General features: G+C 65.6%; 12 protein-coding genes. 10 read left to right on the top strand and 2 right to left on the bottom strand.

Going from position 1 to position 13,463, the window contains the following annotated elements; all coding sequences use genetic code 11:
* The first annotated feature begins 197 nt into the window (after positions 1-197).
* From D6850_RS15005 to D6850_RS14975, 7 genes are all read left to right on the top strand, one after another.
* A complete protein-coding gene (locus D6850_RS15005) occupies positions 198-1,145 on the top strand; it encodes a branched-chain amino acid ABC transporter permease (protein WP_121168411.1) in 948 nt (315 codons plus the stop codon).
* Positions 1,146-1,167: 22 nt separating this feature from the next.
* Complete coding sequence (locus D6850_RS15000) at positions 1,168-2,049, top strand: branched-chain amino acid ABC transporter permease (RefSeq protein WP_121168409.1); 882 nt, start codon at positions 1,168-1,170, stop codon at positions 2,047-2,049.
* 2 nt (positions 2,050-2,051) lie between these two features.
* Entirely contained in the window at positions 2,052-2,759 is a 708-nt protein-coding gene (locus D6850_RS14995) for an ABC transporter ATP-binding protein (RefSeq protein ID WP_121168408.1), read from the top strand.
* Between the two features lie 3 nt (positions 2,760-2,762).
* On the top strand, positions 2,763-3,506 hold the full coding sequence (locus tag D6850_RS14990) for an ABC transporter ATP-binding protein (RefSeq protein WP_121168407.1): 744 nt from the start codon (positions 2,763-2,765) through the stop codon (positions 3,504-3,506).
* Between the two features lie 29 nt (positions 3,507-3,535).
* On the top strand, positions 3,536-4,765 hold the full coding sequence (locus D6850_RS14985; RefSeq protein ID WP_121168406.1) for an amino acid ABC transporter substrate-binding protein: 1,230 nt from the start codon (positions 3,536-3,538) through the stop codon (positions 4,763-4,765).
* Positions 4,766-4,839: 74 nt separating this feature from the next.
* A complete protein-coding gene (locus D6850_RS14980; protein WP_121168405.1) occupies positions 4,840-6,243 on the top strand; it encodes an amidase in 1,404 nt (467 codons plus the stop codon).
* Positions 6,236-7,684 carry an N-acyl-D-amino-acid deacylase family protein gene (locus tag D6850_RS14975; protein ID WP_121168403.1) on the top strand — a complete coding sequence of 483 codons (1,449 nt, stop codon included), beginning with the start codon at positions 6,236-6,238 and terminating at the stop codon, positions 7,682-7,684. Before D6850_RS14980 ends, D6850_RS14975 begins: the two co-directional genes overlap by 8 nt.
* On the opposite strand, the gene D6850_RS14970 is transcribed toward D6850_RS14975, so the two are convergent.
* On the bottom strand, positions 7,669-8,562 hold the full coding sequence (locus D6850_RS14970) for a LysR family transcriptional regulator (RefSeq protein ID WP_121168401.1): 894 nt from the start codon (positions 8,560-8,562) through the stop codon (positions 7,669-7,671). The genes D6850_RS14975 and D6850_RS14970 overlap by 16 nt on opposite strands.
* Positions 8,563-8,811: 249 nt before the next feature.
* Between D6850_RS14970 and D6850_RS14965 the strand changes: the two genes are divergently transcribed.
* The 3 genes from D6850_RS14965 to D6850_RS14955 are packed head-to-tail and all read left to right on the top strand — an operon-like array spanning position 8,812 to position 11,666.
* The gene (locus D6850_RS14965) at positions 8,812-9,798 is read left to right on the top strand and encodes a TRAP transporter substrate-binding protein (protein ID WP_121168399.1); all 987 of its coding nucleotides are present in this window, start codon (positions 8,812-8,814) and stop codon (positions 9,796-9,798) included.
* A 40-nt stretch (positions 9,799-9,838) separates the two neighbouring features.
* On the top strand, positions 9,839-10,357 hold the full coding sequence (locus D6850_RS14960) for a TRAP transporter small permease (RefSeq protein WP_121168397.1): 519 nt from the start codon (positions 9,839-9,841) through the stop codon (positions 10,355-10,357).
* Between the two features lie 4 nt (positions 10,358-10,361).
* Entirely contained in the window at positions 10,362-11,666 is a 1,305-nt protein-coding gene (locus D6850_RS14955) for a TRAP transporter large permease (protein WP_425452395.1), read from the top strand.
* A 19-nt stretch (positions 11,667-11,685) separates the two neighbouring features.
* On the opposite strand, the gene D6850_RS14950 is transcribed toward D6850_RS14955, so the two are convergent.
* The gene (locus D6850_RS14950; protein ID WP_121168395.1) at positions 11,686-13,449 is read right to left on the bottom strand and encodes a bifunctional helix-turn-helix transcriptional regulator/alpha/beta hydrolase; all 1,764 of its coding nucleotides are present in this window, start codon (positions 13,447-13,449) and stop codon (positions 11,686-11,688) included.
* Between the last annotated feature and the right edge of the window lie 14 nt (positions 13,450-13,463).

Here is a 13,463-nt window from a genome sequence, read left to right as displayed (position 1 = left end):
TCACCTCGTTCGGGTCCACGTCGAGTACAATGACGAGCAGGGGGCGAAGCGGGTTGTTTCCCATCAGACCGGCGGAGTGGGTCCATACATCAGGTCATATCCCCAGGTTATACATGACGGTCAACAAAATATGAGACAACCAGATCGCCGTTTGCTTCTATGCGACTTCACGCTGACTTGAGAAAGCCGATTCACAGATGGAAAACGCGCGGGACAGCCGGGTAAGGGTAATGGTCTGGGCGGGCGTCGTGGCGGCGCTGACGCTCGGCTTCGCCATCGTCCCCTTCCTCACCGACAACCTGTCCTTCATGTTCTACATGATGCTCTGGATCATCATGGCCAGCGCGTTCAATTTCGTGGCCGGCCTCGCCGGTTACATGCCGTTCGGCTATGTCGCGTTCTACGGCGTAGGCGCCTATGCGACCGGGATACTCTACAAGACGCTGGAGTTTCCGATTCCGCTCGCGCTCATCGGCGCCGGGCTGACGGGCGCGACCGTGGGTCTGCTGCTGGCGCCGACGCTCAGGCTCAGGGGCGTCTATTTCGGCATCGTCAGCCTCGCGCTGGCGATGGCCGCGAAACTGACGATCTCGCTGATGCCGGCCGATCTGACCGGCGGAAGCCTCGGGCTCATCCTGTCGAGCGCGAACGACCCGCTCGCGGCCTATTACGCCATGTTCGTCGTGCTTCTGCTGCTGCTGGCGACGGCGACCTGGCTTTCCATGTCGCGCACCGGGACGGCGCTGCGCGCGATCCGCGACGACCAGGAGGCCGCCGCGGTGGTGGGCGTGAACGTGGTGAGCACCCGCATGAAGGCCTGGATCTCGGCGGCGGTGTTTCCCGCGCTCGTCGGCGGGGTCGAGGCATGGTACACCAACGCGATCGACCTTGAATCCTCATTCAATCTGCTGATCACGGCCAAGAGCATTGTCTATGCAATGGCCGGCGGCCTTGGCTACCTCGTCGGCCCAATCCTCGGCAGCGGATTGCTCTACGGGGTGGATCAGTTGATCTGGCGGCAGTTCCCCACGCTCAACCTGCTGCTGCTGGGGGTCATCATCGTGCTGCTGATGCTCATGCTGCCGCGCGGGATCGTCGGGGCGTTCGCGCAGCGTTTCTCGAAGCTTCGCAAGTATATCCCATGACCAGGATCCGGAGACCGGCCGCATGAATGAACTCCTTCTCCAAGGCCTCGTGAACGGGATCATCCTCGGCACGATCTACGCCCTGATCGGGCTCAGCCTGAACGTCATCTTCGGCGTGCTGCGCGTGGTGAATTTCGCGCATGGCGAATTCATCATCCTCGGCGCATACGGCGCCTATTTCGCACAGAAGCTGCTGGGCCTGTCGCCCTTCCTCGCGATGCCGCTGATCTTCCTCGCCTTCGCGGCGATGGGCTACGGCCTCTATTTCGTGTTGATCAAGCGGCTGGCGAAATCGGACGATCCCGAGCATGCCTCGCTCCTGGTGATGTTCGGCGTCGCGATCGCGCTCGGCGCGCTGATGCTGATCTTCTTTGAGGCGGATTCGCGGTCGCTGTCCTACACGCTCGACCCGCCGTTCTTCATGTTCGGTTCGGTCATCGTGCCGACCGCCAAGCTGGTCGCGCTGGGCATCATCGTCGTAATCACCGCCGTGCTGGCGTTCTTCCTCTACAGGACGCTCCCGGGCAAGGCGCTGCGCGCGATCATCATGAACCGGGACGCGGTGCAGATCGTCGGCGTCAACCTGGAACGGATGTCGGCGCTGACCTTCGGGCTCGGGCTGGGGCTGGCCGGGATCACCGGCGTCCTGGTCGCGCTCATCTTTCCGGCGTTCTCGCCCTTCATCGGCCAGGATTACACGCTGATCGGGTTCATCGTGATCGTTCTGGGCGGGCTCGGTCATCCAGTCGGCGCGGTCGTCGGGGGCATCATCTTCGGCCTGACCGAGCAGACGGCGCTGGTCTACACCAGCGGGACGACCGCCACGCTTCTCGGCTTCCTGCTGCTGATCGGCGTCATCCTCGTGCGCCCGACGGGCCTGTTCGGACGGGAGGCGTTGAAATAACGATGCTGCGGATCGAAGGTCTCAGAAAGAATTTCGGCGGGCTGAAGGCGCTCGACGGGCTCGATTTCGAAGTACCCCCGAGGAGCATTCTGGGCGTGCTGGGCATGAATGGCTCGGGCAAGACGACGATGCTGAACTGCATCAACGGCGTATACATCGCCTCCAGCGGCTCGATCCAGTTGGACGGCAAGGAACTGACCGGCCTCAAGCCTGCGCAAATCTTCGACCGCGGCGTCGGGCGCACCTTCCAGGTGCCGCGCGTCTTTTCGCGCATGACGCTCTGGGACAACCTCGCGGTGCCGCTGCTGTCGCGCAGCATGACGCGGGCGGAACGCGACGAAATCCGCGCCACGTGGCTGAAGAAGGTCCATCTCTTTGATCTGCGCCACAACTACGCCGAAGAACTCTCGGGCGGGCAGCAGAAGCTGCTCGAACTGGCGCGGATCATGGTGTCACGCCCCAAGCTGGTCCTGCTGGACGAGCCGTTCGCGGGCGTGAACCCGACGCTGTCGCGGCTACTGATCGACGTGATCCGCGACATGCCCGGAGAAACCGGGTGCAGCGTCGTGCTGGTCAGCCACGACCTCACGTCGATCTACGAACTATCGCATGACATCATCGTGATGCACGAGGGGCGCATCCTCGCGCGGGGGGACGCCGAAACCGTCCAGTCGAATCCCGACGTCGTCGAAGCCTACCTGGGAGCCTGAGTTATGGAAGGTCTGAAGCTGTCCATGGAAGGCATCGAAGTCGCCTACAACAGCGACATCGTCGTTCTCAACGACGTCGCGGTCACGGGGCGGCCCGGCGAGGTCACCGGGATCATCGGCCCGAACGGGGCGGGCAAATCCACGGTGCTCAAGACGTTCTTCGGCCTGCTGCGACCGCGCAAGGGGTCGATCACGCTCGGAGATCAGGACATCACCAGGCAAAAGGCCTTCCAGCGGGCGCTCGAGGGGATCGCCTTCGTGCCGCAGCATCGCAGCGTCTTCGCCGACCTGTCGGTGCGTGACAACCTGCTGCTCGGATGCTGGCCGTTTCGCCGCGACAAGAAACGCGTCGCCCGGGCGATCGAAAGCGTCTTCGACGAATTCCCCGTCCTTGCCGAGCGGCCCAACGCGGCGGCGTCGTCGCTCAGCGGCGGGCAGCAACGCTTTCTCGAGATCGCCCGCGCGCTGGTGATCGATCCGAAGGTGATCCTGCTGGACGAACCCACGGCGATGATCGCGCCCAAGATTTCCAAGGAAATCTACGCCCTGACCCGGAGTCTCGCCGACCGGGGCGCGACCATCCTGCTGGTCGACCAGAACGTGCGGTCCTGCGCCGAGATCGCGGACCGCCTCTATATTCTCGAACTGGGCCGAAATAAGGCCGAGGGAACGCGCGAGGATTTCGCCAGCGACGACAAGCTGCGGGAAATGGTCTCGGAGTGGATGAACTACAAGATCGACGCATGAGGCGTCGAACAACAGGAGGAGAAGAAGAGATGAACAATCCAGACAAGCGAACGCTTCTGAAAGGCGCGCTCATTACCGCGGCCTCGCTGCTCGGCGCGGCGGCATGGGCCGCCGACGATCCGATCCGCATCGGCATGACCGTGTCGTCGGCCGGCAACTACGCGCTGGCTTCGCAATCGGGCGTTCGCGGCGTCGAGATCTGGGTCGACGAGGTCAACGCCGCCGGCGGGCTCGACGTGAACGGCGAGAAGCGCATGGTCGAGCTGATCAAGCGCGACGACCGCAGCGACAAGCAGATGGTCGCCCGCGTCTATGAAGACCTGATCGTGAACGAGGATGTCGACCTGCTGATGGCGCCGTTCGGCTCGACCCTGTCCGCGGCCGCGGCCACCACGGCCGAGCGGCTGGACAAGTTCCTGGTGATCTGGTCCGCCGCCTCCGACGCGCTCTACGCCCAGGGGTTCAAGAACATCGTTTCGGCGACACAGATGCCGGTCTCGCGCATGCCGCTGGCCAGCATGGATCTCGCCGCCGATCTCGGCGTAAAATCGGTCGCCATCATCTCGGTCGATGAGCCGTTTCCGGCAGGGCTGGCCGAGGGAGCCCGCGCGCTGGCCGAAGAGCGCGGCATCGAGGTCGTGATGCAGGAGACCTACCCGAAAGGCGCCAAGGATTTCAGCCTTCTGCTGCAAAAGGCCAAGGCGTCCGGCGCCGAGTTGTTCTATCCGACCTCGTATGAGGGCGACCTGATCTCGATGGTGCGGCAAATGCGGCAGATGAATGTGTCGTTCCCGATGACCTACATGGTCTATGCATCGACCCCGCAGTTCCAGGATATCGGCGACGACGCCGACTACATCTTCAGCCACACCAATTTCCATCCGACCATCAACTGGGAAATCACCGCCGGTCTCGACCGCGAGGAGTTCCTCGAAGCATATGAACGGCTGTTCCCGGACGTGAGCTATGAGCCCGACTTCCAGACGATCCTTGCGTATGGCGCCGGTGTGGTCGCGGGCGAGATCATCCAGAACGCCGAGAGCCTCGAAGCCGCCGACCTCAAGAAAACCGCGATGGAGCTCTCCGACAAGCTCACCGTGCTGGCCGGCCCCTACGCGATCGACGAAACCGGCAAGCAGCTCAAGATGCCCTTCCCCGTCGTGCAGTTGCAGTCCGGCGGCGGCATGGAAACCGTCTGGCCCCCCGAAGTCGCGGTGGCGGAGCCGATCTACCCCATCCCGTCCTGGGACGAGCGGTAACGCTGACGAAACCCGCGCCGGAGCGTTTCGTCAGACGCTCCGGCGCCCATCTTCAATCGGGATGCGTTCAAGTGATGATCTCAGCACACACGACATTGACCGATCTTGCGCGCGCGCTCAGAGCCGGTCAGATTTCATCCGTCGATATCGTCACCGGCTGCCTCGGGCGCATCCGCGCGCAGGACGGCGTCCTCGGCGCGTTCTCGGAGGTGTACGAGGAAGAGGCCTTGGCCGCCGCCGAAGGGATGGACAAGCTGCGCCAGGCGGGGATCTCGTTCGGGCCGCTGCACGGCCTGCCCATCGCGCTGAAGGACCTGATCGAATGGAAGGGTCACGGCTGCGAATTCGGCAGCCTTTCGATGAAGGGCCGCAAAAGCGAGGTGACGGCGCCCGCGCTGCAACGGCTTCTGGGCGCGGGAATGATTCCGCTGGGACGCACCGAGATGGTGGAATTCGCCTTCGGCGGATGGGGCGCCAACGAGAAGCGCGGCACGCCGCGCAACCCTTATGATCTGAACCAAGCCCGGATCGCGGGGGGGTCGTCCAGCGGTTCGGGCGTCGCGGTGGCCTCCGGCATGTGCCCCGCCGCCATCGGAAGCGATACGGGCGGCTCTGTTCGGATCCCGGCCAGCCTGACGGGGCTCGTCGGGCTCAAGGTGACCTACGGTCGCATCAGCCTCGAGGGATGCCTTTCGCTGTCGCGCACTCTCGATTCGCTCGGGCCGATGACGCTCAGTGTCGATGACGCGGCGCTTCTCTACCACGCGATGCGCGAGGACGCCCGCCCCGACGCCCCCCATGCGCCGCTGCGCCACGACCAGTTGACCGTCGAGGGCAGGAACGTGGCCGTCATGGCCCCACGGGGCTTTCCCATCTCGGTCTCGCCCGACATCGAAGCGGCCTACCAGGCCGCGCAGGATGCGCTGGGTGCGGCGGGCGTGCGCCTGCACGAGACGGACCTGCCATTCGATTTCGCGGAACTGACCGAACTCAACGGCCTGCTCATCGCCGCCGAGGCCTATCACGTTCATCGCGAATACATCCACGATGACGGCGTCCCGATCAACGACGCCGTGCGCGAACGTGTGCTCAAGGGCGCGTCGGTGAGCGCTTCGGACTACTTCTCCGCGCTTGAAACGCGGCAGGCGCATGTCGCGCGCTACCGCGACTACATGCGCCGCTTCGACGCGATCCTGACGCCGGCGATCCCGTTCACGGCGCCGACGCTCGACGAGGTGGACGAATCCGCCGCCCCGCTCGCGCAGTTCACGCGCCCGGCGAACTATCTTTCGACCTGCGCGCTTTCGATACCCACGGGCGTGGACGGGCGGAACCTTCCGCATGGCGTGCAACTGATGGGAACGCCCTATGGCGAGGAGATGATCCTCGCCCTGGGCCGCGCGCTCGAACAGCGGCTGGCGCCGATGCCCCGCCCGGATCTTTCCGTGCTCAAGACGCCGGAGCGGGTTCATGCCTGAATGCGACCTAATCATCCACAACGCGATGCTGCTGGACGGACTGGGCGGACCCGCTGTGACGGGCGGCGTCGCCGTGCGCGGGGACCGTATCGCCGCGATCGGCAAGCTTGAGGGCTGGCGGGGCGGTGAGGCAATCGACGCGAAGGGGCAGTGCCTCGCGCCCGGCTTCATCGACGTGCACACCCATCACGACCAGGCGGTGTTGGAAGATCCCGGCGTGCCCTTCGTGGTGAGCCAGGGCGTCACCAGCGTCATTGTGGGGAATTGCGGCATCTCCCTCGCCCCGCTTGACGGACCCGCCTCGCTGCCCGAACCGCTGGCCTTGCTCGGGCAGAGCGACGTTTACCGCTACCCGACCTTCGCCGCCTATTTCGACGCGCTTGAGCAAGCCCGCCCGGCGGTCAACGTCGGCGTTCTGGCCGGACACGGGGTGATGCGGACGCGCGTGATGGACGACGTTGCGCGCCCCGCCACCGCACCCGAGATCGCGCAAATGTGCGCCCTGCTGGACGAGGCGCTCGCGGCCGGCGTGCTGGGGCTGAGCACCGGCCTCGCCTACCCGGTCGCCACCCACGCGCCCACGGCCGAGGTCGTGTCCATCGCCCGCCGCTTGGCCGCCTACCCGGGCGCGCGATACGTCACCCACATGCGCGACGAACGCGACGGAGTCGCGCAATCGGTCGCCGAAACCCTCGAAATCGGCCGCGACGCCGGCGTGCCGGTCGTCATCTCGCATCACAAGTGCATCGGATGCGCCAATTTCGGCAGATCGGGCGAAACGCTCGCCATGATCGACGCCGCGCTGCGCGAACAGGACGTGGCGCTCGATCAATATCCCTACGACGCCAGCTCGACCGTGCTGCTGCCGCAAAAGGTGAAGGACGCCGACCGCATCCTGATCGCACAGTCGTCGCCCCACCCCGAGGCGCAGGGCCGCTACCTCGACGACATCGCCGCCGAGATGGGGTGCGATCCCGAAGAGGCCGCGCGCCGCCTGATGCCGGGCGTGGCGATCTACTTCCAGATGTCCGAAGACGACATAGCCCGGATCATGACCCACCCGCGCGTCATGATCGGCTCGGACGGCATCCCCGGCCCGAACGCCCATCCGCGCCTCTGGGGCGCGTTTCCGCGGGTTCTGCGCCGCTACGTGCGCGAAAAAGGTGTGCTGAGCCTGCCCGAAGCCGTGCGCCGGATGACGTCGCTGCCTGCGCAGGTCTTTGGCCTTGCACGGCGGGGCCGGCTGCAGGGAGGGTTTTACGCCGACCTGGTCCTCTTCGACCCCGAGACCATCGCCGACCGCGCCGACTATGTCAGCCCGGCTCTCCCGTCCGAAGGCGTTGCCGAGGTATTCGTCAACGGCCGCCCCGTGCTGTCAGGTGATCCCGGACGGCGGGCGGGCGCGGGGCGCATCCTGCGCCGCTCTCAGTCGAGCGCATGACCCTCCGCCCTGCATACGCACAGCATGCAGTCGATCAGCTCGGTCTCGGCGCGCGACGCGGCGTAATCTTCGGGCAGCAGGACCACGATCTCGAAGCACCGCGCGGGTTCGAGCGGGCGCACATTCAGACCCGGCGTCGACGCGGCCGAGAATTCATCAACGATCGCCGGACCGACACCCTTGGCCGCGCAGGCCGCCGCGACGGCATATGTGTGCACGGATATCCGCGGCGCATATTCTCGTCCCTCGCGTTGAAACTCCACCTCGAGCGCCCGGCCGACGGGCGACTCCCGCTCCAACCCGACGAGCGCCTTGCTGTCCACGTCCGACAGGTGGACGGGACCCTTGACGGTCTGCGCGGATTTACCCGCCGCCTCCACGTAGACCAGCCGCATCCGCCCCACCGGGATGCTGCGCAAACCCGGCGGCTGGGGCAGCGAAAACGCCACCCCGAGATCAAGACGATGAGACAGGAGCCGCTCCAGGATCTGGTCGTAATGATGCGTGTATATCTCGCAGGACGGGCTGGTTTCGCCGGCCAGCCGCGCCAGCACCCGCGGCGCGAATCCCACCCCGAGGCTCGGCAGGAAACCGATGCGCAGCGTTCTGCGGGACAGGTCTCCAAGCTTGTCCACAAGCGCGTTCACGCTGTTGAGCGACTTCTGCAACTGATGGCTCTCTGCGAAGATGAGCTCGGCCTCATGGGTGGGGATGAGGCGCTGCTTGACCCTGTCGAACAGCTTGAACCCAAGTTGCGATTCCGCGTGCTTCAGCGCCTTGCTGAGCGCAGGCTGGGACGTGCGCAGCTGGCGCGCCGCCGCGCTGATCGAGCCGCTTCTGTAAATCGCGTAGAAGATCTCGATCTGCCGAAAGTTCATATACCGTTCACTGTCCTGAATGCGAATATGGGAGGAACCCGGCGGGCGTCACCTATCCATTCTGGCACATCCGGAGATGCAGAGCCAAGCGGTGGTCGTCACCGGGCGCGGGGCGACGTCTTTCGGCCGCTCCGGCACATTAGATTTTGACTTGTATGACAACATATGAAACGCTCATCCTGAATAGCAAGCGTGCATGGAATCAAGCGCACTCACCCGATATATTCAGCAACAGAACGGAGAATTCAGATGACAGTCACTTGCCGAAAGATCGCCTTCGCCGGGCTTCTCGCCCTGGCCGCGGGGGCCGCGCAGGCCGAAACCACCTGGACGATGGCCTCGGGTTATCCCGAGAGCAGCTTCCTGACCAAGACGACGCGCGAATTCATCGAAGCCGTGGAGGAACGCACCGACGGTGAGCTCAAGATCGACCTGCGACCCAACGACACGCTGATCAAGCTGGCCAACATCAAGCGGGCCGTGCAGTCCGGCCAGATTCCGATCGGCGCGATCCGCATGGGCATCTACGGCAACGAGCAAGAGATGTTCAACCTCGACAACATCCCCGGCGTCGGCTCCACCTACGACAAGGCTTGGACGCTGATGGAAAAGCAGAAACCCTTCTACGACGAATGGTTCGGCAAGAACGGCATGGAGGTGCTGACCTACATGGCCTGGCCGGGGCAGGGATTCTACACCACGGGCCCGCTTGAATCGCTCTCCGATCTCGAGGGGATCAAGCTGCGCATCTACTCCAAGCAGACGCAGATCATGGGCGAGGAACTGGGCGCAGAGGCGATCATCCTGCCCTTCGCCGAAATCCCGCAGGCCTTCGCCACCGGCATGATCGAGGCGCTCTGGACCAGCGCGCAGTCGGGCACCGACGTGCAGGCCTGGGATTACCTCGACACCTTCAGCTACACCGGGACGATGCACAACAAGAACGCGATCATCGTCAACCAGCGCGCCTTGCGCGCCCTGCCCGAGGAAATCCAGCAGATCGTCCGCGAAGAGGGCGAAAAGGCCACGGCCCGCGCCTGGGAGAACTCCAAGCAGGCGAGCAAGGAGCGCGAGCAGATGCTGGCGGATAACGGCATGACCGTCACCAAGGCGCCGCAGGAAGTCATCGACCGCATCGACGAGATCGGCAAGGGCATGGTCGCCGACTGGATGAAGGGCGCCTCCGAGAAGGAGCAAGCGGTCTACAAGGCCTACGAGGCGGCGATCGGCGATTGATCGGCGCCGAGGCCAAACGGGTCCGCGGGGGAGAAACTGCATGACAAGACGTCTCTTGACGCGGTTATACGACCTCGCGGGACTGTTGGCCGGGCTGTGCCTGGTCGGAATCGGGGTGACGATCATCGTGCAGATCGTCGGCCGGCTGATGGGGGTAACGGTGGATTCCACGGAATCCGCCGGCCTGCTGCTGGCCGCCACCATGTTCTTCGGGCTGGCCCATACCTTCCAGCACGGCGGCCACGTTCGAATCACGCTGGCCGTCCACCCGCTGCCGCCCGGCCTGCGCCGGGGGGCGGAAATCTTCAATTGCGTGGTTGCCGGCGCCGCGGTCTGCTATCTCGCCTGGAACATCACGGACCTGGCGCTGCAGTCGTACGAATATCACGACGTGAGCCCCGGCCTGCTGGCCATCCCCTTCTGGATCCCGCAGGCGGCAGCGGCGGCGGGGGTGATCCTCTTCGCGGTCTCCATCCTCGACGAATTGATCTGGATCATCGCCGGCCGGCCGCCGCGCTACGACGGCGATCCGGACTCTGAAATCACCCATTCGGAATGACCCCATGATGGAATCGACCTTTTTGGCGGCGAGCGTGCTCATCGTCCTGATCTTCGGGCTGCTGGCCTCGGGCATATGGGTGTCGGTGACGCTTCTCGTCGTGGGCATGGCGATGATGCAGTTCTTCACCTCCGCGCCGATGGGATCGCTGATCGCATCGACGCTCTGGGACAGCAGCTGGGGCTGGGCTCTCACCTCTTTGCCGCTGTTCATCTGGATGGGCGAAATCCTGTTCCGCTCGAATCTATCGGCGGACATGTTCCGGGGCCTGTCGTCGTGGGTCGGGCGGCTGCCGGGGGGATTGCTGCACGTGAACGTGCTGGGCTGCGGCGTGATGGCGGCGATCACCGGCTCCTCGGCAGTGACCTGCGCCACGATCGGGCGGATGAGCGTGCCCGAGCTCGACCGGCGCGGGTACCCGAAGGCCCTGACCATCGGCACGCTGGCCGGGTCAGGCACGCTCGGCCTGCTCATTCCGCCCTCGATCATCATGATCGTCTACGGGGTCACGGCCGAGCAATCCATCGCCCATCTCTTCATCGGGGGGATCCTGCCGGGTCTGTTGCTGATCGGGCTGTTCATGGCCTATACCGGCGTTTCCAGCATCCTGCGCGGCGACTCCATGCCGGCGCGCGATGCGGTCACGCGTTTCCGGGACAAGCTGATCGCGCTGCGCAGCCTGCTTCCGGCGGTAGGGCTGATCGTCTTCGTTATCGGCTCGATCTACGGCGGGTTCGCAACCCCGACCGAGGCCGCCGCGGTCGGCGTGCTGGGGGCGCTCCTGCTCTCGGCGCTGGGCCGGGCGCTCACCTGGGCGAGCTTCATCGAGGGCGTGATGAGCGCAGTGCGCACGAGCTGCATGATCTCCTTCATCATCGCGACGGCGGCCTGCCTGTCGATCGCGGTGGCCTTCGTCGACTTGCCGCGCGAGCTTGCCCAATGGGTGAACGGGTTGGGGCTTTCGCCCTACGTGCTGCTGACGGTGCTGGCGGCGCTGATCCTGGTGATGGGCTGCTTTCTCGAGGGGATCTCGATCATCGTGCTGACCTCCTCGGTCATGCTGCCGATGGTCGAAACGGCGGGGATCAACCTCGTGTGGTTCGGCATCTTCCTGGTGATCCTGATCGAGGCGGCGCAAATCACGCCGCCGGTGGGGTTCAACCTCTTCGTACTTCAGGGCGTGACGGGCGAGAACATCCTCACCATCGCCAAGGCGGCGTTCCCCTTCTTCCTCCTGCTGCTGGTACTGCTGGTGATTATCACCATCTTCCCGGACCTGGTGTTGGGTCTGCCGCGGCTGATGTCGTGACTTCTCCGGGACCTGCCGTTCACTCCACGCCGTCCAGCAGTTCCCGCGCGGCGCGAAGCGCGAGGCCGGGTGTCTTGTAGAACACAAGCTGCCCCGTCTCCGGCGCCTCGATCAGTTCGCAGTTCGCGCGCCCGTCGGCGAAAGCGCGCACCGACGCGATGGACACGACCGGATCCTCGGTCCCGTGGACCAACTGCACGGGCAAGGCGACCCGCTCGACAATTTCAGTCCAGTCCTGCACGACGTGATGGCTGTCGATCTCGAACGCGCGATGCCCCTGGGCGACTGAGAAACGGTAGCCCCCGCGCAGGATCGCCTGCACCTCGGGGCGCAGCGCGACCGGCAGATCGGCGGGCGCGTCCTGGTATAGCGACAGCAGGAAGCGCCGCTCGCCCCCCGAGCGCAACTGCCGCACGCCGGCGCGCAGGACGAAGGGCAGCACGGCGGGCGAATAGCGCGCGGTATAGGCGACAAGGCGCTGGCGCGGCGCCATCGAGGCGAACTGCCCGGGGCCGAGGATCGGCACGCCGCCGGCGACGTTCACCACGCCGGCAAAGCGCTCGGGCGTCTCCGCGGCGGCGGCGAAGGCATAGAGCGCCCCGGCCATGTGCCCCATCAGAACCGCGCGGCCGAGACCCATCTGGCGCATCAATTGCGCGATGTCCGACGCCATCCGCGCAAGCGCGCCCTCTGGCGGCCCCGGATCGCCCTCGGCGGCGCCGAAGAACGGGCGGACCGGGCAGACAAGGCGCAGCTTCAGCGTGTCGAGCAGGCGGTGCGCCTCTTGCGTGATGTCGGTCCCGTCGAGCATCCCGTGCAGGAAGATCACCGGCGCGCCGTCCTCGGGACCGTGCAGATTGACCGGCATGGCGCGGCCATTCACGCGAAGGTAGCGGCGCGCGGTTTCCGGCGCGGTGGCGATCCCGTCGGCGTAGCGGTGGGTTTCGGCCAGCCGCATCAGCAGGTGCAGCAGCCGCACCAGTTCGGGCTGTGCGGTGGTGCGCATCTTGGCCATGATCCGCTTGATCTGGGTGCGCACGGTGGCAAGCGCGGAATCTCGCGCGCCGGCGATCTGCGCGGCGGAGTGGCCATTGGCGATCCATTCGCAGATCTCGGTTTCGGACCGGGTAAGGCCGAAGTCGTCGCGCAGCAGCGCGGCCATTGCCGCCGGCCAGCGCGCCGCCAGAGGGGCGACGACGATCACCTCGTTCTCGGCGCCGTCGGGAATGACGCCGGCCTGCATATGCAGAACCTCGCCGGATTGCGCCAGCGGCATCACCAGCGCCAGCGGCGGACGTCCCTCGGCAGAAGCGCCCATGCGCGCGGCCATGCGGCGCAGCGCCGCCAGCGGCCCCGGCTCAAGCGGGAGATCGTCAAGGGTGGCGCCGCGGCGCAGCCCCAGCAGACGTTCGGACGCGGTGTTGTACCAGACGATGCGCCCGACGCTATCGATCAGGAAGCGCGGAGCGGCGCAATTGTCACTGTCGCTGTTGGCGTCAAGCCCGTCACCCGGCGCGTCTGGCGGAACGGGGGGCGGCATCGTCTGGTCCAGCAGCTGCGTCGCGATGGCGAAATGCGGGTCGAGTTCCGGGGCGTTCGCCGGCTCGGGCGGCGGGGCGGCGCCCTTATGGCTCAGCAGGCGACGGCTGACATAGCCGCCCCAGCGGTCCATGAAGTCGTCATAGCTCTGCGGATCGAGCGCGATGCGGTAGATCGCCTCGATCAGGCGATCCCGTTCGGTGTCTGGCGGGGTCGGCTCTTCGCCGCGGGGCGGGACGTGCATGGCCGGGCTCCTCG

Origin of the sequence: Roseovarius spongiae, assembly GCF_003651245.1 — a bacterium.
GTDB lineage: Bacteria > Pseudomonadota > Alphaproteobacteria > Rhodobacterales > Rhodobacteraceae > Roseovarius > Roseovarius spongiae.
This window is presented reverse-complemented; position numbering and strand designations above follow the sequence as displayed.

Bases quoted from the DNA above. Each gene is read 5' to 3' on its own strand.
- D6850_RS14985 (WP_121168406.1), top strand. From the start codon at position 3,536: ATGAACAATCCAGACAAGCGAACGCTTCTGAAAGGCGCGCTCATTACC.
- D6850_RS14990 (WP_121168407.1), top strand. From the start codon at position 2,763: ATGGAAGGTCTGAAGCTGTCCATGGAAGGCATCGAAGTCGCCTACAAC.
- D6850_RS14980 (WP_121168405.1), top strand. From the start codon at position 4,840: ATGATCTCAGCACACACGACATTGACCGATCTTGCGCGCGCGCTCAGA.
- D6850_RS15000 (WP_121168409.1), top strand. From the start codon at position 1,168: ATGAATGAACTCCTTCTCCAAGGCCTCGTGAACGGGATCATCCTCGGC.
- D6850_RS15005 (WP_121168411.1), top strand. From the start codon at position 198: ATGGAAAACGCGCGGGACAGCCGGGTAAGGGTAATGGTCTGGGCGGGC.
- D6850_RS14975 (WP_121168403.1), top strand. From the start codon at position 6,236: ATGCCTGAATGCGACCTAATCATCCACAACGCGATGCTGCTGGACGGA.
- D6850_RS14995 (WP_121168408.1), top strand. From the start codon at position 2,052: ATGCTGCGGATCGAAGGTCTCAGAAAGAATTTCGGCGGGCTGAAGGCG.
- D6850_RS14950 (WP_121168395.1), bottom strand. From the start codon at position 13,449: ATGCACGTCCCGCCCCGCGGCGAAGAGCCGACCCCGCCAGACACCGAA.
- D6850_RS14960 (WP_121168397.1), top strand. From the start codon at position 9,839: ATGACAAGACGTCTCTTGACGCGGTTATACGACCTCGCGGGACTGTTG.
- D6850_RS14970 (WP_121168401.1), bottom strand. From the start codon at position 8,562: ATGAACTTTCGGCAGATCGAGATCTTCTACGCGATTTACAGAAGCGGC.
- D6850_RS14965 (WP_121168399.1), top strand. From the start codon at position 8,812: ATGACAGTCACTTGCCGAAAGATCGCCTTCGCCGGGCTTCTCGCCCTG.
- D6850_RS14955 (WP_425452395.1), top strand. From the start codon at position 10,362: ATGATGGAATCGACCTTTTTGGCGGCGAGCGTGCTCATCGTCCTGATC.